The 24,631-nt window shown below is 35.7% G+C and carries 21 protein-coding genes; 6 read left to right on the top strand and 15 right to left on the bottom strand.

Features of this window, described 5'->3' with window-relative positions:
• The coding region (locus F9U64_RS23245; RefSeq protein ID WP_228275819.1) for a hypothetical protein at nt 1–207 on the top strand (207 nt) is incomplete at its 5' end.
• Here the strand turns inward: F9U64_RS23245 and F9U64_RS20485 are convergent.
• From F9U64_RS20485 to F9U64_RS20470, 4 genes are all read right to left on the bottom strand, one after another.
• On the bottom strand, nt 190–1,119 hold the full coding sequence (locus F9U64_RS20485; RefSeq protein ID WP_153406759.1) for a prenyltransferase: 930 nt from the start codon (nt 1,117–1,119) through the stop codon (nt 190–192). The genes F9U64_RS23245 and F9U64_RS20485 overlap by 18 nt on opposite strands.
• Nucleotides 1,120–1,226: 107 nt before the next feature.
• A complete protein-coding gene (locus F9U64_RS20480; RefSeq protein ID WP_153406758.1) occupies nt 1,227–1,373 on the bottom strand; it encodes a hypothetical protein in 147 nt (48 codons plus the stop codon).
• Nucleotides 1,374–1,521: 148 nt separating this feature from the next.
• On the bottom strand, nt 1,522–2,544 hold the full coding sequence (locus F9U64_RS20475; protein ID WP_153406757.1) for a hypothetical protein: 1,023 nt from the start codon (nt 2,542–2,544) through the stop codon (nt 1,522–1,524).
• A 219-nt stretch (nt 2,545–2,763) separates the two neighbouring features.
• Nucleotides 2,764–3,078, bottom strand: a complete 315-nt coding sequence (locus F9U64_RS20470; protein WP_153406756.1) for a DUF3892 domain-containing protein — start codon at nt 3,076–3,078, stop codon at nt 2,764–2,766.
• A 186-nt stretch (nt 3,079–3,264) separates the two neighbouring features.
• Here F9U64_RS20470 and F9U64_RS20465 point away from each other — a divergent pair, with 186 nt between their 5' ends.
• The gene (locus F9U64_RS20465; RefSeq protein ID WP_153406755.1) at nt 3,265–4,413 is read left to right on the top strand and encodes a DEAD/DEAH box helicase; all 1,149 of its coding nucleotides are present in this window, start codon (nt 3,265–3,267) and stop codon (nt 4,411–4,413) included.
• Between the two features lie 100 nt (nt 4,414–4,513).
• Here F9U64_RS20465 and F9U64_RS20460 read toward each other — a convergent pair whose 3' ends face one another.
• From F9U64_RS20460 to F9U64_RS20445, 4 genes are all read right to left on the bottom strand, one after another.
• The gene (locus tag F9U64_RS20460; RefSeq protein WP_153406754.1) at nt 4,514–5,080 is read right to left on the bottom strand and encodes a Uma2 family endonuclease; all 567 of its coding nucleotides are present in this window, start codon (nt 5,078–5,080) and stop codon (nt 4,514–4,516) included.
• A gap of 495 nt (nt 5,081–5,575) precedes the next feature.
• Nucleotides 5,576–5,980 (bottom strand): MerR family transcriptional regulator, encoded by a 405-nt coding sequence (locus tag F9U64_RS20455; RefSeq protein ID WP_153406753.1) that lies wholly within the window; start codon nt 5,978–5,980, stop codon nt 5,576–5,578.
• Nucleotides 5,981–6,122: 142 nt separating this feature from the next.
• Nucleotides 6,123–6,878: an SDR family NAD(P)-dependent oxidoreductase gene (locus tag F9U64_RS20450; protein WP_153406752.1), complete on the bottom strand. Its 756-nt coding sequence runs from the start codon at nt 6,876–6,878 to the stop codon at nt 6,123–6,125.
• A gap of 303 nt (nt 6,879–7,181) precedes the next feature.
• The gene (locus tag F9U64_RS20445; protein WP_153406751.1) at nt 7,182–8,129 is read right to left on the bottom strand and encodes a ketopantoate reductase family protein; all 948 of its coding nucleotides are present in this window, start codon (nt 8,127–8,129) and stop codon (nt 7,182–7,184) included.
• A 238-nt stretch (nt 8,130–8,367) separates the two neighbouring features.
• Here F9U64_RS20445 and F9U64_RS20440 point away from each other — a divergent pair, with 238 nt between their 5' ends.
• Nucleotides 8,368–8,853, top strand: coding sequence for a TetR/AcrR family transcriptional regulator (locus F9U64_RS20440; protein ID WP_153406750.1), 486 nt, complete (start codon nt 8,368–8,370; stop codon nt 8,851–8,853).
• 236 nt (nt 8,854–9,089) lie between these two features.
• On the opposite strand, the gene F9U64_RS20435 is transcribed toward F9U64_RS20440, so the two are convergent.
• The 5 genes from F9U64_RS20435 to F9U64_RS20415 form a co-directional block, all read right to left on the bottom strand.
• A complete protein-coding gene (locus F9U64_RS20435; protein WP_153406749.1) occupies nt 9,090–9,542 on the bottom strand; it encodes a YrhA family protein in 453 nt (150 codons plus the stop codon).
• Nucleotides 9,543–9,800: 258 nt separating this feature from the next.
• Nucleotides 9,801–10,553: an iron ABC transporter ATP-binding protein gene (locus tag F9U64_RS20430; RefSeq protein ID WP_153406748.1), complete on the bottom strand. Its 753-nt coding sequence runs from the start codon at nt 10,551–10,553 to the stop codon at nt 9,801–9,803.
• Nucleotides 10,550–11,611: an iron chelate uptake ABC transporter family permease subunit gene (locus F9U64_RS20425; RefSeq protein WP_153406747.1), complete on the bottom strand. Its 1,062-nt coding sequence runs from the start codon at nt 11,609–11,611 to the stop codon at nt 10,550–10,552. The genes F9U64_RS20430 and F9U64_RS20425 overlap by 4 nt, the downstream gene beginning before the upstream one ends.
• A complete protein-coding gene (locus tag F9U64_RS20420) occupies nt 11,608–12,627 on the bottom strand; it encodes an ABC transporter permease (RefSeq protein ID WP_153406746.1) in 1,020 nt (339 codons plus the stop codon). The genes F9U64_RS20425 and F9U64_RS20420 overlap by 4 nt, the downstream gene beginning before the upstream one ends.
• 19 nt (nt 12,628–12,646) lie before the next feature.
• On the bottom strand, nt 12,647–13,705 hold the full coding sequence (locus F9U64_RS20415) for a siderophore ABC transporter substrate-binding protein (protein ID WP_153406745.1): 1,059 nt from the start codon (nt 13,703–13,705) through the stop codon (nt 12,647–12,649).
• 605 nt (nt 13,706–14,310) lie between these two features.
• Between F9U64_RS20415 and F9U64_RS20410 the strand changes: the two genes are divergently transcribed.
• Complete coding sequence (locus F9U64_RS20410) at nt 14,311–14,892, top strand: GNAT family N-acetyltransferase (protein WP_153406744.1); 582 nt, start codon at nt 14,311–14,313, stop codon at nt 14,890–14,892.
• A 141-nt stretch (nt 14,893–15,033) separates the two neighbouring features.
• The gene (locus F9U64_RS20405) at nt 15,034–16,179 is read left to right on the top strand and encodes an MFS transporter (RefSeq protein WP_228275818.1); all 1,146 of its coding nucleotides are present in this window, start codon (nt 15,034–15,036) and stop codon (nt 16,177–16,179) included.
• A gap of 249 nt (nt 16,180–16,428) precedes the next feature.
• On the opposite strand, the gene F9U64_RS20400 is transcribed toward F9U64_RS20405, so the two are convergent.
• Complete coding sequence (locus F9U64_RS20400) at nt 16,429–16,638, bottom strand: hypothetical protein (RefSeq protein ID WP_153406743.1); 210 nt, start codon at nt 16,636–16,638, stop codon at nt 16,429–16,431.
• A 398-nt stretch (nt 16,639–17,036) separates the two neighbouring features.
• Here F9U64_RS20400 and F9U64_RS20395 point away from each other — a divergent pair, with 398 nt between their 5' ends.
• Nucleotides 17,037–17,573, top strand: a complete 537-nt coding sequence (locus tag F9U64_RS20395) for a sensor histidine kinase (RefSeq protein WP_228275817.1) — start codon at nt 17,037–17,039, stop codon at nt 17,571–17,573.
• Nucleotides 17,574–18,298: 725 nt separating this feature from the next.
• On the opposite strand, the gene F9U64_RS20390 is transcribed toward F9U64_RS20395, so the two are convergent.
• Nucleotides 18,299–24,301 (bottom strand): ATP-binding protein, encoded by a 6,003-nt coding sequence (locus F9U64_RS20390; protein WP_153406742.1) that lies wholly within the window; start codon nt 24,299–24,301, stop codon nt 18,299–18,301.
• Nucleotides 24,302–24,631: the final 330 nt, after the last annotated feature.

The raw sequence follows: 24,631 nt of genomic DNA, 5'->3' as shown, positions 1-24,631 counted from the left end.
AATGCCATTGTTTGTAAATTGTTCTTCTATGTACCTATGAATAGAGAGATTAGGTCGAATATATATGATGAGAATAACAAGCAATCAAGAGCAACTGGAATCACTTCTACCACTGCCTTTGATTCCTACCTTACTCCTTTAATCACTTACTTAACAGGCTTAACCCCCATCGATGGAAGTCTCACTTTATTATACAAAAACACCTAACCATATTGCGATAGCAAGAGCGAGGAAAAGCAGCTTCTTCTCAACTGCTGTTATTTCTTCTACATTCTCTCCATTTACTCTTAAGACAATCAAGATTGCATAAACTAAGATAATACTAACACCTATTGCGGCAACCGGACGCGTAAAAGCAATCCAGATGATTAGTAATCCTGTAATCATGAAGTAAAGTAAAACAGGGAATTTGGCTCCTTTCGATCCCATACGTTCTACTGCCCATACGACAGATGTTCGTTTCATTGGATTTGCTCTTTGGTCTGCATGTCTGTCAGGAATATGGTGAACCATGACCCATGCCATGCACCAAACGGTATTAACGAGCGCATTTTGCCATGCCCAAACTGGGATAGATTCTAGCATTATCCATGGCAAGGCAATGGATATCGCTAGCATGGTAGGGAATAAGCTGAACCATTCTCCTATAAAAGGAATATAAGCAAATTGAAATGGCTTCACAGAATACGATACTGCACCCCATATACCAACTAAGGTTAAAATGGCGAATTCCAGATAACCGAATACAGTAAAAAGAAATGCCATTAAAATTAAGAAAATACTCATCAATGTGCCAATCTGCTTTAGCCTGGGTACCGTCATTGTATTCGTTTGGATCACTCTGCTTCCACCAGAAAGTATGCCTGGACTATATTGATCTGTGCCCGATTGATGGTCCGCTATATCATTCAACACATGCGTTAATAACCCATGAATCAAAATAGCACCTGCCAAAAGCACAGAGGTGGTTCCAAATAAGGTTATCAGCGAAATCTGATAATAGAAAATCAATGGCAGGAGCATCGATAGAATCATTGCAACACTGGAGAATAGAACGGCAACCAGACGTAATAACATACCAATACCTTTTAGACTAAATGCTGATTGAGCTGTGTTCATAGCAAACATCCTTTTTATTTTTAGTTATGGGGTACAGACAACATTTTAATGAAAATTCACGCTAAGACATTACTTGAAAAAATTTCAATATACCAACAAGTACCAGGTCATAAAAAATAAATATCGTAGCACCTGGACCCCATTGGTGAACCAGCAATAGAACCAGCTGCTCCAAATACGGCTTTCCCCATCCTATTCTTAATTTCACCAGGTTTCAGCATACATTCAGCACGAGCCGTTGTACCAGTATCCATTCCAGCATCGCCCCAACCATTTTCTTTACATCTGGACTATCTTCGTTCCATCTGCACTTTAATCATTGAAAAGTTAGCTGGAAATACACCCCCATACTATACTGCTCAGTTTCTTCCTGCCATGGCAAAAAAAATCTCTTTTGTCTCTCTATTGATCTACTAACGGATAAGTAACTCTCTCTTTTAAAGTATCATTTATCACAAGGATTTCCGAAGCATGGAAGTCAAGTGCTGCTAACTGCATCGCATTTTCAAACACAATCCTGTCTGACTCTGTTACCATTTCTTCGTCCATCGTATATTGAACGGTTGCATTCCCGTTTTCTAGCGATGCGTTTTCGATTTCAATTCCTTCTACGATTGCCGAAGAGTAAAAAGCACCCTCATTATCTGCCTTTTTCATCGATTCCACTGTCTCCGGGAAGGATAATGGCTCCCCATTCTCATTCGTCACTTGCTCATCTAACTCCCCGCCAGGCAGAAACAAGGTTGACTGCAATTCTTTATCATAGACCGTGTAATAGCCGCGCGTCAGGCCTCTTTCGTTTTCAACTAAAACAGGCTCCTCTATTTTTCGTTCAGCAACAATAATATCTGTTTCTCCGTCCGGATTAAAAAATGTTACTTCCTCAATCCCATATAAATCACTAATTCCAAACAACGATTCATTGAATAAAAGACTTTGGGTGGATGTTGTAGATAATTGACTTCCCTCTTCATTAAATTGCAAATGAAGCTCCGGCCATTCTACAGAAATATCAGCATATGAGCTAAGAATCCCTTGCTGAGAAGGGTCATTTTCCTTAAGAGACTTTTCTAAGCGATCTTCTAGTGAGAGTTGCTGCTCTTCATCACGAGTGATAGAGAACGCAGTATGAAAATCAACGTCAGTCGAAATAACATGCGTATCAATGAAATAAGCAGGAGTCTCCTGAATTTCGCTGTATGCAGCTGAATCATTATCATTCATTTCATCTGCAGATTCTTCTGTATCTTCCTTGTTTTCGGATTCCTCATCGATTTCTGGTTCATCCTTCTCATTCAGAGCATTCTCATCTGCAGGATTTTCCTTCACCGGTTCGGAGTTCTGTTCCTCACTTTCGGAACTCTGACATGCAACGAGGAAAAAAGCTATAGAAATAATTCCAGCTATTACTGCCATTTTTTTCATTTTCAGCTCCCCCTTTTCCCTTCATATACCCTTGCATAGGAAATTCTAAAAGTCTAATTAGATTTAGATTAGACGTTCCACTCTTCCCATGTAAAGACTGCTCTAAAAGGTGATCGTCTTTAGAGCAGTCATCCAGTATTCACATTTTTTCTATATTATGCACTGATCAGAGGAGAAGTACCATTCGGATGAAGAAATGATTTATCCATTATTTGCCCATCAAAAAGTATCTAATTGATCCAGATTATTTTCTTTAATCCCGTCAGGTTCACTGCGGATAATGTCCCGCCCATACTTATGAAATACATCGACATGTGCAAGTTTCCCTGCTTTTGCTTCGTCAAGTGCGGTGATGTAATCTAACTCCCTGCCGCTATTCGTTTGAAATGCAATAATATCACCATCATCATTTTTCCGAACAGCAACAATTTCTTCTTTTCCAAGCGCTCCTGATGCTGGCACTTCCTGCTGAGCTTGTTCCTCACCCTGCTGTTTATAATTTTGAAATATTTTCTCAAAATCTTGATTGTCCAAATTACACACCTCCTGAATATATATATAGTTTGTGACGAAGACAAAATTATTATGTGTAATCTCTCCCCCATCTCACCCGTAACACATAATCATTTTGATTTATCACAAAATAATGGTACAAGTTGACGTATCCAGTAATCCGCATTAATCTGAAGAGAGATGTTCGAAATAAAAGGAGCGCAATAAATGAATAACACACAAACACTAAGTGAAGCATTAGCCGAACTGAAACCATTTCTTCAAACCGCCTGGGATAAATCCGGATTCGAAAAGCTAACAGCCATTCAATTAAAAACGGCCCGTTCAATAATCGAAGAAAAAGATATCATTGCAGAGTCACCAACAGGCAGCGGTAAAACGTTAGCTTACCTTTTACCGCTTTTGCAGCAAATCGACCCAACTCAAAAGAATACGCAAGTAGTTATCTTAGCATCATCCCATGAACTAGTAATGCAAATACATCAACAAGTTCAGGAATGGTCAATGGATAGTGGAATAGGAAGTACTACACTGATTGGCGGAGCAAACGTAAAACGCCAGATTGAAAAGTTGAAAAAGAAACCGCAAATCGTTATTGGAACACCAGGAAGAATGAACGAATTAATTAACCAGAAAAAATTAAAGATGCATCAAGTAAAAACAATTGTATTGGATGAAGCAGACCAACTGTTAGTACCTGAGCATCTATCTACTATCGAAAATATTGTAAAAAGCACCTTGAGTGAACGGCAAATGCTCGTCTTTTCAGCAACCCTGCCTGAAACAGTACAATCAAAGGCTGAAGAAATAATGAACAGTCCTGAAGTAATTCGGATAGGAAAAGAAGATGATGACCGCCCAAATGTAGATTATATATATCTTGTATGTGAAGCGAGAGATAAAATCGAATCACTAAGAAGGCTCGTACGAAATCAGAAAATGAAAGCACTAGTATTCGTCAAAGACATTTCAACACTTTCGGTACTGGCAGAAAAACTAAGGTTTATGGGAATCAATGCAGGAGTTTTACATAGTGACTCCAAGAAACAAGAACGAACCAAAGCAATTAAAGAATTCCGTGAAGGAAAATCTGAATTGTTACTAGCTTCAGATGTTGCTGCAAGAGGCTTAGATATTCCTGATTTATCACATGTTATTCATATGGACCTTCCCAAAGAGATGGCACAATTTGTTCATCGTTCCGGAAGAACTGGACGTCTGGGGTCTGAATCAGGAACTGTTGTAGCCATTGTCACAGAGAGTGAGGAGCGACAACTGCAGAAGTTTAGTCGCCAGTTAGATTTAAGTGTCTCAAAGAAAACCCTATTTAAAGGGGAATTAGTTGATTCAGAATAATTAGAGGATTGGATGCTATCAGGAAATTTGGTAGCATCCTTTTAATGATTTTAATTTATTTCATTCTGTTTCCCTCACCATAGTTAGGAAGCACGTGGGATTATGAAGGGAAAATACTCTTCAGATCCATGCATAAACCATCAAGGATTTTAGATGTAATTTTTCCTGTCTCTGTCTTCATGTCATGTTGTTCATACATTTTTTCATCATTTAGTGCATACACCGTTATCGTATCAAGCATCGGATTGACAATCCAATACTCCTTGACGCCATAGCTCATATAGAGATTCAACTTTGTAATTAAGTCATGCGACTGGTTGGAAGGACTGAGAATTTCAACGATCAAGTCTGGAACCCCAACATATCTAGCATCTGTAAAGCCACTTTCATCACAGATAATGCTGATGTCTGGAATGATAATTTTCGTTCCTTCTATTTTCTCGTTTTTTAATTCAATATCATACGGTGCATGGAATAATTCACATGGCTTTCCTTCAAGAAATGTTCTAAAGTTAGCTTCAAGGCTGTTAGATACACGTTGATGCTTCGTGGAAGGTAATGCTGACATGTAAACAATTCCATCAATATATTCTAGTAATGCGTCACTTTGTTCCCGAATTTGAAAGAACTCATCTACTGAAATTGAGTATGGAAGATATTTATGCATTTCAGTGCCTCCTTCACAATTGTTATTCATATTATACCATAATTTTCCACAGATCGTTTCATTTGCTGATCTTGTTGTCTCCACCTCTTCTTTCTATATTTTTGTCCTCTATGTGTAGACAATTTTATTTTTGAGACGAATGATCCACCAAAAGAGTTGCGCAATCTGTTACACAACTCTTTATCCGTCATTTAATCTTCAATCTCTGTATAGATTTGAAAGGTCACGCTAAACTTCGCCATATCCGGAGCTAAGGTTTCTTCACTAATAATCCCCTCATGCACTAAGTTATAAAGAGAATCAAATAGATGCAAATATCTTTGCTATCAATGCTAACTTACTCAAATCACAAAAGGTCCAGTTAGATAAATTAGCTGCAGAGAGAAGAAAAGTGGCAACTAGTATGTTTTAATAAGTGTTTGTATTTAAGTTTCTTCAGTCGATATCGTTATCAGTCTATTTGTTGAATTATTTAAGAATAGGAATATTAGGATACTAACAATTAGAATGTTGAAAAACCGGATGCACTAATGTCTCATTATAGTTCTTAATTTTATATTCAATAATTCTTTTTGTCTCCATTAACTGAGAAATATCTTCATTAATTTTTTTTCGCTGGTCCTCTAAAATAGAAATTCTTTGTTGGATCGTAGTTGGTCCTGCTTCAAAAAGCTGAAGAAAATGCTTTATTTCTTCCAGCTTCATTCCAGTTCTTTTCAATCTCGTCAAAAATAATATGCCTTCTATTTGCTGTTTACTGTAGGTTCGATGACCATTTGCTTTACGAGTTGCAAATGGCAGTAAACCGATTTTCTCATAATAACGAATGGTTGCTTCTGACAGACCTGAAAACTCAGCTGCCTCTTTAATGGACATAAAGGCTTCAGTAATCTCCTTCATTATTTAACCTCCCATTTAAATATAAAAAGAATTGTCACCAAAAAAACTATGAGTATTGCCACTAAGATTCCACCATAATGACAATACTCCACTTCACTGCTTATCAATAAACCTCAGGAGTTGAGGGTATATCTCATCTTTATTATACCTTCGTTATATTGGGAAATATAGGGTCTTTTAATTCAAATTGATTACTCTCTCCATCAACAATCCCTACTACTTTATCACTTTCATACAGATCAAGCATAAATTCTGCCACCTCTTTTGCAGTATGAACCTGGCCGAAATTCTCCCTTACATCAAATTCTTCTACATCCATTGCTATATGGGCAAACTCTGTTTCCGTTACTGCCGGAGCCAATACTTTAGCTTTCATTGGCTCTCCTTTAGCTTTTAATTCCTGAGCCACACCCTCTGTAAAAGAACTTACAAAAAACTTAGTTGCACAATACGTAACGAAACCACCAACCATGGTGTATCCTCCATCTGAAGATACATTGATCAATTGGGCTCCTTCTTTAGAGGAATAATCTTTTACAAACAAAGTGGATAGGATAGTCAGCGCTACATTGTTTAATTGAAGCATATTCTCAATCTTTGATAGCTCCTGCTCATTAACCGCAGAAAAGCTCCCAAACCCTGCATTGTTGATCCATGTTTCTAAGTTGTAGGTCTTGGTACGCTCATATAACTCATAAACTTGCTCACTTTGAGATAAATCTGCCGGCAGAACCACTACATCTATTTCAGGGTTTATTTCAGCTATAGTTGTTTGCAGATCTCTCAATCTATCCTCTCTTCTTGCGACAATAATTAAATCTTTTCCCTTTTTGGCAAAAGCCAATGCAGATTCATAGCCAATGCCAGAGCTTGCTCCCGTAATTACAATATAAGACATCCAATCCCTCCTAATTCTGGTAAAGTTACTGCATTATAGTAACACTTAAAGTGCACTTTAACACAAGACGTTAGGAGTGGAATTTTTAAAAAATTAATAAATTTCACATAAATAGAGATTCGTTAATTTATATCTTATACCTGAAATAGTGATACACTAATCTGCACCATTAATAAAACAGCGTTTGAAGAAACTTACCTTGTCTAAAAAAATAAAGGCCCCATGGGTAAGATTCCAACATTTAACGTTCTATAGAATTGTGTATATCCTAGCATTTTTATATTTTAACGTTAAGTATTACTGCTAACAAATCTTCTCATTTCTATATTTAGCCATTGACCGTTTTTTAAGATCATCCCAATTTGGAGTGGAAATATTCGCTTGCTCCTTCATTTCATCAAATTTTTCATACAAAGCTTCCATTTCACTAAAAGAGCCCTCGAATAATTTAATCATCGGAAGTTTGTGAAATATTTTCAAACCATGGTAGGTAAAATTTCGGTGGCGACGAACCAGTTTCACTTGAATTGCTGGATCAATTTGATATCCCAGTCTTTCTAAAACCGTAAATCCCTCATCCATTGTGGAAACCATCTGCCTTAATGCCTTTTTATCCTTAGCTATTTTTTTAAAGTCAAAGTTATTTATATAATGAATAGAGTTCATCGCAACGATCGGTATAAAATGACTTTTAAGCCATGCATCAATATTTTCATTATAATTCAGGTTAAACTTTGCTTCTTTAAAAGCCTGTTCTAAGGTAGACTTGAATGATAAATCACCATTTAAGCCACCGATTACCATTTGTCCCCCTTCTCCACGTATCGAAATCACGCGACCTCTTTCTTCCCTTTTTCCACCACTAACATGAAAACCAAACGCAATATTCTTTTTAACTTCGCTATTTTCATTCAGGAATGCTTGCATACTTGCTGCATCAGCGTTATTACCTACAATCACTATATTGTTAGTTATATTTTCAGCTAATATCGGAAGTACTGATGAGAATTGATTGTACTTCATCACAACAAAAATGAGATCATAGTGTTCTCCAGGTTGAAGCTTATCGATAACATTAACTGCATCGACAGTATCCTTTCGTCGGAGATAATGACGAATGACAATACCATCATCCTTCAATTGTTTATATCTACTCCCTCTTGCTAAAATGGAAACATCATTTCCCCCTCTCACTAGTGATTGGGCAAGCTGGCTGCCTAAAACGCCGGCTCCATAAACTAATACTTTCATCTTAATACCTCTCTTCATCGTTAAAGTTTTTAATCAACAACTGTTTATTATCTATAAGTTTAGTGAGAGTCTATCTTCAAATCAATCGTTAATTAGACCGCTTTTGTTTAATAATGAACAGATTAGAGATATTTGTTCAAATAAAAGAAAATAATCATCTGTTCCTTTTTAGACATTTGTTCATTATAATGAAAATATCATATATAATTTTGCTTAATAATTTTCGAGGGAGAATTTTATGGATAAAAGAATTAAAAAGTCTAAAAGAGCGATAGAGGAAGCACTCATTAGTTTGATGGCGGAAAATGATTTTAAAGATATCACCATTCATTCCATTGCGGAAAAAGCAGATGTTAATAGAGGGACAATCTACTTACATTACGAAGATAAGTTCGATTTACTGGAACAATGTATCGAAGGGAAAATACAGAAATTGCTTAATTTTTGTCTGCCTGAAGGGTCTGGCAGCCAACCTTCCAAGTCATCCTTACTGCGGATATTTCACTATTTGGAGGAACATTCATTTATTTTCCATACTTTGTTAACAAATAAAGGTGTCCCCACTTTCCGAAAAAAAATAGTAACTGTCATGAAAGCGGGGATGAAGGAGCAATTGGAATTAAACGGGGTAAATCAACATATAAACAAGGAAATCCTCATCCAGTTTTTGCCCTCGGCAACAATCAGTGTTATAGAGTGGTGGATAATAGAATCAATGCCCTAGTCCCCGGAAGAAATCACTGAGCAATTATGGGCTTTACTGGAACAGAATCATTTTGTACCCAAGTGAGGAAAATCCCAAAAATATCGGGATTCGCTTACCTGTTTTTGGTTTCTCATCAGGAGTATAAATTCCTTGTACATCTTCCTTTTCCTGAATGCAGTTATAGAAAAACTGCACCTCCAATTGTTAGTTTTGTATAATAATTGGGGGCAGTTCAATACATACCCATAACTTTTTTATGATATCGAATCAGTCAAAAGTTTGGCAATTATTTCATCGAATCGGTCGAAATACTCCATTTCGCCACCGCCGGGATTATCAACTATAACGTATTTCTTACTCACCAAATCATAAACATACCATGATATATTATCTTCACCAATAATCGCATACTGTTTTTGATGTTCATTTTCATACCAAATTTCACTTAATTCAATGAAACCATTAATATGCTCGTCAGGCTTTTTTTCTAAAAGTCTTCCATCTATACCGTAAATGATGAAGCCATTAAACTCATATCCGTTCATGACTTTCAATAAATCAATATAATCCTCTGGTAAATCAAACCCAAATTTCCCCTTTACTTCCTCAGTGAATATTTGAATCTCTTTCTCACTTGCCGGAGCATCAGTTTCTCTTCCAAACCCATTCAGATATTTTTTTACTTCTTCTAGTTTTTCTCTCCACATACTTACTATTTCACCCTTTTTGAATTAAATATCCTCTTTGACAGTCATCTTACATTTTACTAGGTTATCACTTTTTAAACAGCTCAGTATGGATCTTGGCGCCAAACTTTCAGCATACTCGTAAGATGAGAGTGTGTAATATCCTGAACGATATAAGCGAAAAGCATTGTATTTCAATAATCTGTTCAAGCAAAAGCAAATCATCTCATTATCTATCTCCCTGGCAATGAGATGCATGTGTCTTCTAAAACTTAATGTCTAATATACAGCTATAGGCCCATAAGGTCCTTCAATAATTTCTATTTCCGTTTCAAATATATCTGTTAAAAGTGTCGGTTCCATAATCTCTTCTACTGTTCCAAAAGCAGCAATTTGTCCATCTTTCATTGCACAAATTCTATCAGAATACTTAGCTGCAAAATTGATATCATGCATCACAGTCAAAATGGTTCTTCCAAATTCATTAGCAACATGTCTCAAATACTCCATCATTTGAACAGAACGAGCAACATCAAGATTGTTCAGAGGTTCATCCAATAGCACATATTCTGTCTCCTGGCACAAAACCATTGCAACATATGCCCTTTGCCTTTGACCACCTGAAAGCTCATCTAAATATCTGTTTTCCAGATCAGTCAAGTCTAAAAAATCAATATATTTAGAGATAATTTCCTCATCTGCTTTGGTTAATCTCCCCTTCGAATAAGGAAACCGTCCAAATCCAGCTAGTTGCCTTACAGTAAGCCTTGTGACAAAATGATTTTCCTGCCGCAAAATAGTCACGATTTTTGCTAAGTCATTTGATTTAGATGAAGAAACATCCATATTCGCCACCATAATCTGACCTTCATCCATATCCAGAAGTCTACCAATCATCAAGAGTGTCGTAGACTTTCCAGCACCATTTGGTCCAATTAAAGAAGTAAAACCAGCTTTTGGAATTTCGATATCCAAAGGTCCAATTTTCACCTTATCCGTATACATTTTTCTAGCATTTTCGATTTTTATCATAGAGACCTCTTCCTTAAAATTACGATTAGAAATACAATTCCACCAAATAATTCAATAAATACAGAAACAGCTTGAGCATGGAAGACATGATACATTAAAAAGTATGCACTTGTCAGTACGAAGAATCCTATAGCAAGAGCCATTGGAAAAATATATCTGTGATCATAAGTTGGCGCCGCTTGATAACTCAAAATGGCCACTAAAAACCCAAAGAAAGTAAGAGGTCCAACTAAAGCTGTTGAAACTGACATCAAAACAGCAACTAATACAAGTGTATAAATAATACTAGGTTGAAATTTAACGCCAAAAGTAGTCGAGACATCTTTTCCAAGTGACAGTATATTCAATTTCCTGGAAAAAGCATAAAGTAATAATGCTACAATGATGACCATTGGAATGACAACTGGAAAATATTCTGCATCCGCATTATTGACAGAACCAATCAACCTTGTCTGTAAAAGGTCAAATTCAGATGGTGAAAGAAGTTTTCTCATAAAGGCTGACAAAGTACTCAGCCCAGTTCCTATAATAATCCCAACTAAAAGGACAAGCTGTAAATTCCCATATTTCCCGGAAAGCAGCCATCCATAAAGGATCAAACTCATCAAGACCATAAGACTAACTTGGAGAAAGAATGGTCCGATACCACTAAAACTAACCACTGCACCAGCACCGAATATAAACATGGTGCCCGTATGAATGGTCGAGTAAAGGGATTCAAATCCTAAAAGAGAAGGAGTAATAATCCTATTATTCGTAATCGATTGAAAAGCAACCGTCGATAAACTGTGGCAGATTGCAGCAATAAGCATGGAAACAACAGCTACAACCCTTCTTTCAACAACAGGGATAAAGGAAGGCGAATCTACTGGAACTGGATTGTTATAAACTAAAAGACCGCACGCAAAAAGAAGGCCCAAGGCAGTCAATGTAATAAGCAGAATCCAATAGCGTCTCTCGTCTTTCCTCGTGCGAAAAGCTCTGGCTGACCTTTTTTCATTATGAAGACTAAAATCAATTTTAACATTGTCTTTTTTTCTATATTCTAAAGCGTTCATCTTAGCCTCCTCCTTGGTTTTCTTTGTCTCAATAAGATCGTAATAAACACGACAGAACCTACTGAACCAAGAATTAAAGAGACAGGAACTTCAAAAGGCATAATAATCGTTCGAGAAATAAGGTCACAAACTGTAATCGTCCCCATTCCAATCAAACATACCCAAGGCAAATTACTTCTAAGATCATCTCCTCGAAACATCGACACAATATTTGGAACAATTAATCCCAGAAAGGGCAAGTTTCCAATAACAGCTGAAACAATCCCGACAGCAACAGCAATAAGACCATTAGCCAATAGTATGAGGGTGTTATAATTTACTCCAAGACTTGTTGCAACATCTTCCCCCAGACCAGCTAAAGTCAATCTATTCGCATAAATAAATATTAATATCGTAACGATCACAATGATCCATAAATATTCATACCTGCCAGCTTGAACAGCCGAAAAAGATCCTACAAACCAACCTTCTATAATTTGTGACATTTGAAAAAAGAGACCCGTAAATGTAGAAACGGCAGAAATGACGGCACCAAGCATTAAACCAATGATTGGAACAATTAAGGAGGAACGGAGTCTAACCCTTCTTATAAATAAAAAGAAAATCATCGTTCCTACAAAAGAAAAAATGATTGCGCCAGTCATTCTAAGCACTAAAGTGGGTGCAGGAAATAATAAATAAACAACAAGGAGACCCAAACCTGCCCATTCAGTCGTACCAGTTGTGGTAGGTTCAACTAAACGATTCTGTGTAATAAGCTGCATGACAAGCCCTGTCATCGCCATGGCAGCTCCGGTAAGCATGAGTGCAACTGTTCTTGGAACGCGAGTAATGAAAAACATGTCCATTCCATCTTCTTGTCCACGTATATCATAAACTCCAGTAAACAGCGAAATAATACCTAAACCAATCACAACAATAATTGCTAGTATAAAAGGTTTTGTCCATATCTTATTTTGGCTATAAAATCGGGATTGAGATACGCTCTCAATCCCGGTGATTATATTTTTCTGCACTATGTTAATCTCCTTTATTTTACTCAGCTAAAGAATCAGCAATGTTTGTAAATAACTCAGTAAAAGTCTGGATTGATTCATTCAGGTAAGTATCAGTTGGTGCATAAACGATCTGTCCTTCAGAAACAGCTGTTGTATTTTGAAGAGCAGGTGAATTATCAATAACATCCTGAGCAGGAACTTTATCCTCTTCCTCTATACCGGATATTGGCGCATCACGATCTAAAACGAGGATCCAATCAGGATTGCTTTGTGCGATAGCTTCAACTGAAATTTCATCACCTTGGTGGTCAGTAGTCGTATCGCCAACCTCTAAAGCGGGAGTCCACTCAAAAATGTCATACAACGGTCCCCAAACACGTCCAGAGTGAGGAGCTGAAAAACCAATATCCCCCCCAGAAACGATAACACTCATGATTTTGTCACTGCCGTTATACGCAGACTTAGCATCTTCAATCGCTTGATCTAAATCAGCTGCCAATTGTTCAGCCTCTTCATTTTTATCAAAAATTTGCCCCAAAGTAAGTGTCGTCTCTTTAAACCCATTAACTAAATTATCTCCTGGGGCACTAGCTTCCTCAGAAACGTCAACATTTAAATCAATAACAGCTGCATTTGGTACTAATTCTTTGATGTCTTCATAATATCCCGAGAACCTTTGACCAACAATGACAAGTTCAGGGTCTGCAGCTGCTATGATTTCAAGGTTTGGTTCAGCATGGTTCCCAATATCTTGAACGTTTTCATCCACTACATATGGTGAATCCGATAACATTACCGCCTTTGGAACAGCAGCTAACTCAATATCCCAATCAGCTAATGTTTCAAATGTTCTATTATCCAATGCAACAACATTCTCAGGATTTACAGGTACCGTAACAGTTCCATGAGCATCAGTAACTTCCACTGTTGCAGGTTCAGCCGTATCCTCTGTATTATCCTCATTAGTATCTTCTGTTTGCCCACTAGCTTCAGGTTCACTTGCTTCCGTGTTACTAGCTTCATTATTTGAATTTGCACAAGCCGCCAACATTAAAACAAAAATCGCCATAATGACAGTTAATTTAAACTTCCCCATTTCTCATCCTCTTTCCTAATTTATTTTAAATTTTTAAAACCGACAGATTATTGAAATGATAAAAAAATTATCTATGTATTATTTTTCCAGTATAAAAACTAACTATTTTTAACATAGTGCATTGCCATAATACAACAAATGATAATGATTATCATTTTCAACTTCCCATCAAAATTATACCAAATAAATAAATTTTATCAACTATAATTTTCAGAAAATTTGATATTTATAGAGAATTTAGTAAAACGAGAAGGAAGAATACCAAAGAAAGTTTGCCTGCTGATCATGTTGCTATTGATAACGAAAAAGCCTTATTGGCAGGTATTATTGAGTGGATTAAATTGGGCTGAATTTCAGTTCAGATTAGCTGGAATGTCAAATTTATTTATTGTATAAGAAATAATGATTCCATGCCTTGTGATAGTAAAAATCCCCGAATTAGCGTGTTTTCCAAAAGAAAAGGTAAAAAGCGGTACGGACAGAGCAGAAGGAGTTGCTTATCTTCGCACCTTTATCTGGTCCCAATAAAAAATATAAAACTGACACTGTAATACTCAGAAATTTATTTATATAATTCTATCAAAGAAGAAAAGGAGAGTATAATTATGGAAATAACACCAGTAGTATTAGTAGGAGATAAAGTAAAGATACAACCTATGGAAGATTGCCACGCAGAGGAATTATTTGAAGCGGGAAACAATCCAGCTATATGGGCATACATGCCTATGAAGGTTCAATCAATGGAAGATATGAAATCCCTTGTGAATGGAGCACTTAAAGCAAAAGAGCAAGGAAGCGAATTCCCTTTTGTGATCATTGATAAGGATTCGGGAAAAATTGCAGGAAGCACTCGTTTTCTTAATATATCCATACCAAACCGCAACTTGGAAATTGGCTGGACATGGCTGTCTCCAGCAGTCTGGCGAACAAGAATAAATACAGAATCTAAGTATCTTCTTATGAAGCACTGCTTTGAGACACTTGGAACAATTCGTGTGCAGTTGAAAACAGACAGTCGAAATGTTCGTTCACAGCAGGCAATTGAACGGTTGGGTGCAGTAAAAGAAGGAGTGCTTCGGAATCATAGGGTTATGCCTGATGGTTATTTAAGAGACTCTGTGTATTACAGTGTGATTGACGAAGAATGGGGAGTAGTCAAGGATAGATTGGAGAGTATGTTACGATAAATATTGTTTATAAAACCAGAGTTGAAGATTAGGGGCTGCAGAGACAGTCCTTTTTTGTTGTTTCCACTGAATGTGGCAGTCAGGTCCCTTTATGATACTAATGAATATACATGTAATAATAATGATGAATGGGGACTGGAAATGGAGATGAAATCGAGAGTGTGTTTAAGTGTTGGTTGGATCACTTTGTTTCTAATGGGCTGTGACTTATTTGTAGTGTCTCCGTTACTGCCATTCATTTCGGAAGCATATCATGTTAGTTCAGCCAAGACTGGATGGATGGTTACTGTTTTTGCGGTTACTTATGCTTGTTTCACTCCTTTTTTTGGATGGCTTTCCGATAAAAAAGGAAGAAGAACCTTTATAACATTCGGCTTATTGCTGTTTGTTCTTTCTAACATATTAACTGCTTTTTCTCCTTCATTTTTTTGGTTAATTGTTAGTCGTATCTTAGCTGGATTGTCCGTTGCTTCCATAACCCCACTGATATACGCCATCAGTGGTGATATTGCGCCTCCAAGTCGCAGAGGGACATGGCTTTCGATTGTTGTTTCAGGGCACTTAACCGCTCTTTGGGCGGGAGCGCCATTCGGTACGTTACTAGAGTATTTCCTTGGTTGGCGTTCAGTATTTGTTGTAATGGCCATTATAGGAGCAATATTGGCGATAGTAAACTTCAAAACATGGCAGAATGTCCCTAAGAGCAATGTAGCACGGAATTTATTAGGAGGAAATCTGCTAAGAATACTGGGTTCAGTAAGTGTTACTACAACGTGGGCGATTTCCATGTATGTACTTTATGTTTATTTAGGTGCGGCGCTTTATTCTGAAAATAGCTTTTCACCATCAGAAATTGCACTAGCTATCACCTTTTATGGTATCGGTGCTGTTCTAGGTAGTCTTATAAGCGGGCAATTAACAGATAGATTTGGAGTAAGGAAGATTTCGAAAGTAACACTCATCTTTCTGACTCTCATATTCATTTGTTTAGGTATATTCTTCTCCTCTGGTGCTTGGATTTATTTCTTGTTGTTCCTATGGGCATTGGTCGGGTATGCAGGGTTTACGTCATACCAAGCTAGATTAGCAGTCGAATATTCAAACAAACGGGGAATTGTTATGGCATGGAATAATACCGCTTTGTATATCGGTATTACTTTCGGTTCAATGATTGGCGGTTTTGTCGTTTCTCATTATGTTTGCAGCATTGCAGCTATTTTTAGTTTTGCGCTTAGTACGCAAAAAGTCCAAAAAACAAAAGAGGAATCAGTTTTTTCAGGTAGATGACCTCAGAATGGAGCTTTTTGTGGAGCTACCAGGTGCTTTAGCTCGGCAGCTGAATGTGGTAACGAGCCAGAATGTACATTATCTATAAAGCCTTTCTGCCGAGGCTGTTGTTTCACTTGAGCAAATGATAGATCGGATTGGTTTTTTAAATGGCTATTACCCACCGGAAAGAATATGTGAAAGAATACAGCCTTTTAGAATTACGGAGGGTAAATGGCAGGCCGTGGGATCAGCCGTTATACACAGGCTTTATCCCAGGGGAATTTTTATCATTTTGGATTTAGATAAGACTAAGAAAACAGTCACGAGCAGTATGCCTAGCATTGTCAAACTTACGGTTAATGGTATTGGCAATATTCCGACCAAAGACAAGCAAATCAAGACAGCTATTGCTCCGATATTAGCCCAGATTCGTGAATAAGTAATGATTGCTTGTCTTTCTTTCCAAGAACATTTCATAACGATGACCTCCTAATTAGTATAGGAGAATATATACCCTTAGTGCTCAGTTTTTAAACCTGGTCCTAATTTCTTAATTAATTTTTCACCCATTCTTAATCCAATATTATCTTGATATCAACAGGATTTCTAATAATTGATTCCTTTGTCATTTCATTAACACCAAATTAACGAACACTACGTTTTAAAAACAACCAAGCTGAAATTATTAATAACAAGACTGCCCAAGAAAATTGAACCGCTAGTCCCGAACATTTGTCCAAATAGATGTTTACTGTAGGTAATGTAAAAACATTCATGGCAGCAAGGGTAGGTAATAATTTCTTTATAAAACCCTCGGAAATTATTATAAAAAGCTTAAAAAAACTACAACGCAAAAAAAAGTGTTTGAATCAGAATTGAAATTTTTCAAACAGCTAAAAGACTCACAATCTAAACTATATTCAATGAAGCATGACTTAAAAAATCAATACGTAGTTCTAATGGGAATGTTAAGTCAGGGAGATACTGCTGAAGCTGAAAAGTATCTTCAAAATTCAATACAAAAAATCGAACACATTGATTATTTTTTTACTAATAACTATGTGCTCAATTATCTTCTGAATGAAAAAATAGCTACTGCTAAAAGCAATTCAATAACTTTAAACGTTAAATCCTTCCTTCCTGAAAAGATTAATTTAGATACTGATATTTTTGCAGTTGTGCTAGGAAATTTAATAGATAATTCTTTAAATGCAGTCTTACGTTTATCAAATACTGAAGAAAAAGAGGTTTCACTTCTTATCAAACAATTTGATCATAACCTGCTTATAGAGATATCAAATGCATTTGATACTGCGGAGCTTCAAACTCGAAAGAATAGACGATTCGAGGGAATAGGAATTAAAAATGTGAAAAGAATTGTAGAAGAGCATGGTGGAATTTATAATCAATAGATCCAAGATAATCAGTATATCGTGAGCATACTTTTGCTCAATGTATATGAGAATGAAGAGGAAGAATAGGAAAGGCTGTTCGGGAGCACTTCTAAAAGAAGATGGTTAACATTCTATTTGGCCAAGATGGAATGGCATATACTGCGATAAAGTTATGCAAAGGAGGCAATAGAATAAATAAAAGAAGCTTCCCAAAAGTCCGCTGAACTCATGAGAAGCCTCCATTAATTTCCTCAATGTTAGCATTTCACTCTCATCTTACTCTAAAGCCCACTTATATCAAGGGTTGGACGGGCAGTCCAGCTACAAGGGCTAGTCGCTCGCGGCATAAGTAGTTCACCTTCAATGACCAAAGATCAGGTCATTTACGGCGCTCTGCTTATGCGTGTCGCGACTGGCGAGCCCTTTCCGCTTTCTGATATTACATCATGCCGCCCATTCATTTTCATAAAAAATATAAGAAAACATGTAAAAAAACCGCTATAAATCACTATTTTCGAGTTCTTATTTAAATAACCTAAAATAGTTTATAACCAATCCGAGGACAAAAAATAAGTATAAAAGCGCTTCTGTTTAGAGAGGGCTTTGCTTATTTAAGCGAATACGTAATTTTATCGTCCCGAAGAAAGCCTTGTCTATAAGTTTTAATCCATGAACCATCTTGAATATGATTAATACAAAATGGAAGGTAAATGTATCGTAAAGCATTCACCTTCCTTAAAAGTTTACTGTTCGTTTATTTTAATGTCTGAAAAGGTTTGACTTACTAAATTGTGTTTATTTATTGTTTGTTCAAAAGCAGCCTTTTTACATACCCATCTTTGTAAAATTGGTTGTCTATCTAATCTGCCATTATACAATTCCCTATAAGGTCCATGGATATAGTCATGTCTTGCTACTACATTACCATGATGCAACCATACTCTTGGGTTATTTTTTGATGGTTCCCATGCAAATAATTCTGACCATAATTGACTAGGATATATTGAAAAGGTCTGGTTGCTAAAATAAGAAATGCCACCTGTTTGGTATGTCATTTGAGCATCCGTGTCGTAAAATTCCTTAAATGGATCATACCGTAAATTTTCATAGAATCCATAAGAGCGACCGTTAAATACTCTACTTCGATTTTGCTTTTTTAATACCTCTGTTCCATCCATTAAAGTATGATCAAAAAGAAATATAACATCATTTTTATAGCTGTATGTGTAAAGGACTGCTCCAATTACTATTTCATCATCACTAATTCCAGCATTAATGTTTTGTATAAAATGATTTTTTAAGTTATTACTATCTTCCTTTATATATTTATCCAATTCATCGTCAATCAGCCAACCTTCCATGTCAGTTGCTGGTGAAGGTGTCTCTAAAAGAATAAATGGATCATCTCCCGATGTTATAGTTTGAGCAAATCTCAAAGGAGGAATACCAGCCCATCTACCAAGTGATATCTCATGGTAAATTACATCCATAAGTTTATATTTTTCAGGAAGATCAACAAGACGAACTTCCCCACTTTTTCCTTTTATCTTTTTAAAGTTAATCTCGGTTTTGGGTGATTTCCTTAAGTAATTGCTTAATTTTTTTTCAATATCCTCCACATCATCTTTTGTGGTTACTTCAATAAAACTTAGTGAACTCATAGCAAAATTCGCACCATTTATCGAATAGAAAGCCCCTTGTTTTATACTAGGAATGTTCATCAAACCAGGTCCTGTACCATTTATTTGCTTTAATAAAAAATTATGTGAGTGTTCCTTAAACTTTAACCTTGGTATGATATCCCCTCTTGTTCGATTTAATGCATGATAAACAACCATTGATTGAATCTTTAAATTTAAAACATCACTTTCATAGCACTCTTTAACAAATTCTGAAAAATATTCAAAGGCTTCGGGTAAAGAGATAGCTATTCGTTCAACAATAATAAGCAACCATTCTTTTATTCGAATATCAGCGTTAGATACTTTATCCATAAACCTTTTCAGATTATCTGGCGAAGTTTGTATAATTGCCCAGATACCTCTTAAAGCTAATTCAATTCTAGATGAATTAGCTGATTGAAGAATTTCCCAGAAGTAGTCTAATATAAATTCTTTCCAAGAAGAGGGGGAATTTTTATTCACATCCGGTAATATAATCGATCTTATTTCTGGAAGAAACCCATTACCATTTATCCAAAGAAGATGTGTGTCGAGAATTTGATTAAATCTACGCTCAAGGGTTTCGGTACCCTCCAGTTTAGCCTGATAAAAACAAAATCCATTTAAAATTTCAGAAAGTGGTGTGATCCAATAACTATTATCATAATCAATATTATTTAAAATACTTTGGATAACTGACCATTTTTCACTTTCTTGAAGCATCGGTGCAATTGTATTAAAACCTAATAAATTATCCTCTGTGGACCAACCAATTTTTCCATATGTTATAACTTCCTTTAATTGGGATAGATAAATTAGGAAATCCAAAGGTTTTTCCTTTATCAATCTATTACAGATAAGAGAATAGCCTTTCCAAAAATAATTCTCTTTGTAATTAGCATCGCCTCTATAATCCTGAATAAAATTAATGCACGCCTCAATATTCTCAGTTTCCAATATTTCTTTTAGTTCCAACCATTCCGTGCTACTATCTTCAGCACTATTAAAAAACCATCTAGTTGGTACTTTATACTTTACCCTACTCCCATATGAATGAAATTCGGATAAACCGATCTGCTCTAGCTTTTTTGAAATATTATCTATCCCACAACGCTCTGATACAAGAATTAACGCCTCTTTTAAATCATTAAGATAAATTCTATCTATCTCATTTTGCCAATTTAATGTCCCAATACCTATTGACCAGAGATTTAGAGCTTCTTCTTCGGTAATAATAAAATTTTCGAGCATACCTATAATGCCATCTATTAGAATATGTGGATTGTCGAATATATTGTCTGTTAGGTTTTCTGCTTGGGAAAAAATCCACATATCTTTAGGTCCAGAAGTAGCAATAGCAATAGCTAAATCATTAAATAAACTAATTTCCATACGGTTATCACCGACGGTTGAAGCTTCTTGAGAAATTTCAAGAAGTTTCTTACCCTCATTTATCCAGATATTGGGTTTAACTTTAGATAATTCATTAAACCAAGGAAGAAGGTCATCAAGGATATATTCTTTATGACCCGTATAACTAATTAATCCCCAGTCTTTGCGTAAAAGAGCTTGTTCAACTTCCTTCTTCATACCTGAAGTATTTGCTAATTCTGTAAGCTCATTTACAATATCTAATCGTGATGATACATCTTCATGCCAAGCCTTACCATTTGGACCAACCCAGTAATCAAACCATTTTTGTAATATCTCTCTATCACCATGTCTTTCTAAGCATCTCCAACCCAATTTAAGCATGTAATTAACAGGGTAGTTATTGCTGCAGTATTCTTTTATGAAATTATAACAAGCATTTTCGTATTCTCTACCAGACTTATTACTACATTCAATTATTAATTCAATTATTGAACTTGTTAACTCGGAATGATTAAAAGAAAGTTGTTCATTTGAATGCCTGCGTTTTAAAAGAGCATTTAAAATTTGAATGACATATTTGATTGGAAAGACCATAGTAGAATCTGAGTTATTATTTTTAAATAAAAAGTTCATCCATTTTCCAAGTGATGCAGCTGCATTAAGGAGAACAAGTAAATGTTCCCTACCTTGCTCATGATTAATATTTCCAAAATATTCATTTACTCCATCATGAGCAATACCTGCAGTTTCTCTTTCTGGTTTTCCCCAACCTAGAATAAAGCTAACTATTGCGTACAGTACAGGCCGTTTTTCATAATCATAATTATCATAGTCTTTTAGGAAATCGAATTGATTTTCAATAATTGATTTATTCCATTTCTCAATGAGATCTTTATTCCCAGTAAATATTGAGCAAATACCAGCAGTAACTTTAAAAGAAATTGGTAAAATTCCGGTTTCCTCAATTTTATGTAATATGATTGAAATCTCTAACCATCTTCTTTTCTTAACTAATTTGATTAACCAATTTTCAAGATTAGAATAGTAAAAAGTTTGAGCATTTTTTATGGACCTCAGAAAACGGAGAGTTCCTCCCAACTTTTCTGCTTCTGTAATGTAACCACCATAAAATAGAGCAAGACAGTTCTTTTCTAATTTGCTAATAATAGTTTTCTCTTCGGAACTGTAATTAAACATTATGCCAGTGTATTGACAAACAGCCCCGAAATCTTCAAAGAAGTTTGCAGCTTTATCACTTAACGACCTACCTACACCTTGAATTAAATTTTCCTCTCCTAATAATGATATAATGTCACATGGTGCAATTTCTAAGAACCAACGACTTATTAAGCCTTTAGCTCTATATAATTCCTTTTTAGATATCAATCTTTTGGCATCTTGAACAACTGCAAAAATAATATCTAAATTCCAAGCATTTGGATTTAAAACATTACCTTCAGTTGATAAAAATGATGGAAGCTCTTCATTATATTTAAGGTTTGTACCAGTCCAGTCGGAAACCTTTTGATATTGGTATAACGTTGTACAGGCCAGTGAAAAGGTTTGGAGACTCTCCCAATCTGCTATGTTTGGCAAGTTTGTAATAATATTTTTACATTGATTTTGAAGTTCCTTTAAAGGTCTTCTTAGTGCGATCCCCTCCATAACATATTGAGGTGTGAACAATTTTATTTGTTCGCTTGCTCTATTGCTTAACTCAAGTAGATCAAATAAACTACTATGTCGAACAAGGGCTTTATTTTGAGCTTTCCAATAATAATTTGCCATATTACTTGCTACTTCTACTAACTGTGTTGGTTCTGTTTTTATAACTCTCATTAGATGAACTCTTACATCATTATGAGCAACCCTAAATCCATCTCCTTCCTCGATAACAAGAGGTCTCATACTTCTTAAAAAATCCGTCCATATTGAAGTTGGATAGCCATACTCTTTAAAGATTTCAGATAAGTCAGAACCATTTAGACGTTCACTTGTTAACGCTAAGCAACCCGCTAAACGTGTATCTAAAAATGGAGGTAGATTTCTAATTTGAGATACAGCAGAATTCCATATTGATTCATAGTAACTTGATATTCCATTGTGTAACTTTCTATCGATAAGTACTATTTGAAGCTCTTCAGCGTCTTTGACTTCTTTAGCTTCGTGTATGGCAAAGATAGAAGAAAGGGTGTTTCCATCTACAATTTTAGAAACTAAGTTGGTAGCGGGAAGTAATTGATTGTCTTTCAGATCAGTAAAATTTACTAATAGGTCATAAATATCTTCATCTTTAATTCCTTCGATTTTCCAAACAGAAATATCATCTCTATTGTCTCTAAGCCAAATAGGATACTTAGGATATCCATTGGATGGTTGTCCTACAATAAGAAACTTTATGTCTTTAGAAACTTCTTCTGGTGGAAGTAAAGTACTTAAAAAGGTTTCGTTATCTATTCCTGCTCTAGCTGCGTGATCAATACCATCAATAGTGATAACGGTTGATCTACCTTTTAATTTTCCATTTATTTCTGATAAGCGTATAACATGACTCCTTAATTCTTCTGTGGTTAGTAAATCATTAAAGATTGGCACATCATATTCTGATAAACGTCCTTTAAATATAGTTCTTAATTGAGAGAGTAAATCTCCCCATAAAGCCCGTGCTGTTGTTGTTTTACCTACATCTGCTGGTAAAATTGGCGATTCCGGAGTAATGGGTTTATAAGCATGAAATCTGAGGTCAATTACACTATTCCTCTTGTTAGCTAGAGAGCTTACTATGCTTGTTTTTCCTTCACCTGGATTACCAGTTAAAAATACAATCTGTTTTTCCCCGTGAATTAAATACGTTTCCAAATTGTGTAAAAATTCTTTCCTGCTGGTAAAAAAGGGGAATGGTGGTTTTAGGTTATGTTCTCCAATCATCTCTTGGGAAGAAATACTTAAAGTTTGAAAAACCTCTTCTCTATCTACTTCCTCTGTTTTACCACGAAGGGTGGTCGCCCATTTACGTAACGCAGAGTCCAAAGCGTTTTTAATAGGAATAGCCTTGTTTTCATTTATTGAAAATGTAAGTGATATCTTGTTTATAATCTCTCTCTCTACTTCTTCAAGTCCGGGTTGGTCGGTTTCTATTGTAAAAGCTTTTAAAAACTCCATTTTTTCCTGTGGATTTAGCTCTGTTAATTCTTGTACCCAAATTCTCCATGCATCATTCCATTCATCACATATATCGATATCATCAATTGAAGTTTTTGAATTAATTTCTTGCTTAATAACATTCCAGAATTTAATAAGTGGGGGTCTTAAATAATCTTGTTGTTCAGTTAACTTTACTGTGGTTGCTCTTTTACTAGATTTTCGGTTTGTGTATAGAATCGGTAAAGAATCTCCAAATTCCTTATTTGCCTCTTTCCATCCAATAGAAAGGGATTTCAAAAGTGAATTCTTATTTTCACTAGAAGATACCATATCTCCAAATGTAATAGTATTTCCTGTACGCGAGTGTTTTATTTGTATGCATCTAGTTGTATTGTCTTTATACCTAACTAAAACATCATCCAGACCTTGAGCTTTATTTGACTGGAGAGTAACTGATTTTATGTTATTGTCTGGATTAATCATGTCAAGTATGTATAATAAACCAATTGACCATTCATACCAATAAGGATCACCACTACCGGCTGTGGGATTATTTGGCTTGCTCATAATAGTTCTCCCTCCCGAAATTCCCCATAATTATTGGGTTTATTTTTAATTTTATTGAATCGTTTAGATAGTCTTTGATTTATCATTCCATATTTTCTGATCTCTAAAAAGAAAAGAAAAAAAGAGAAGGTGGTCGTCCTCCTTCCCATTAAGATCCTGATTAACTAAAAAAACATCTGTTATAATTTTACTACTACTTTAAAGAAAGACATCTGTTTCTTTTAATAATTTTTCTTTAATTTCATCAGCCTGTTGTGACTGCTAAACTAAAGTAGACAGTTTTCGCTAGATAAGAAGAAACACTTATTTACCCAAATATACCAGTAAAAT

Origin of the sequence: Gracilibacillus oryzae (assembly GCF_009498735.1) — a bacterium.
Taxonomy (GTDB): Bacteria; Bacillota; Bacilli; order Bacillales; family Amphibacillaceae; genus Gracilibacillus; species Gracilibacillus oryzae.
The sequence above is the reverse complement of the archived record's forward strand: the minus strand, read 5'-3'. Positions and strand labels throughout refer to the sequence as shown.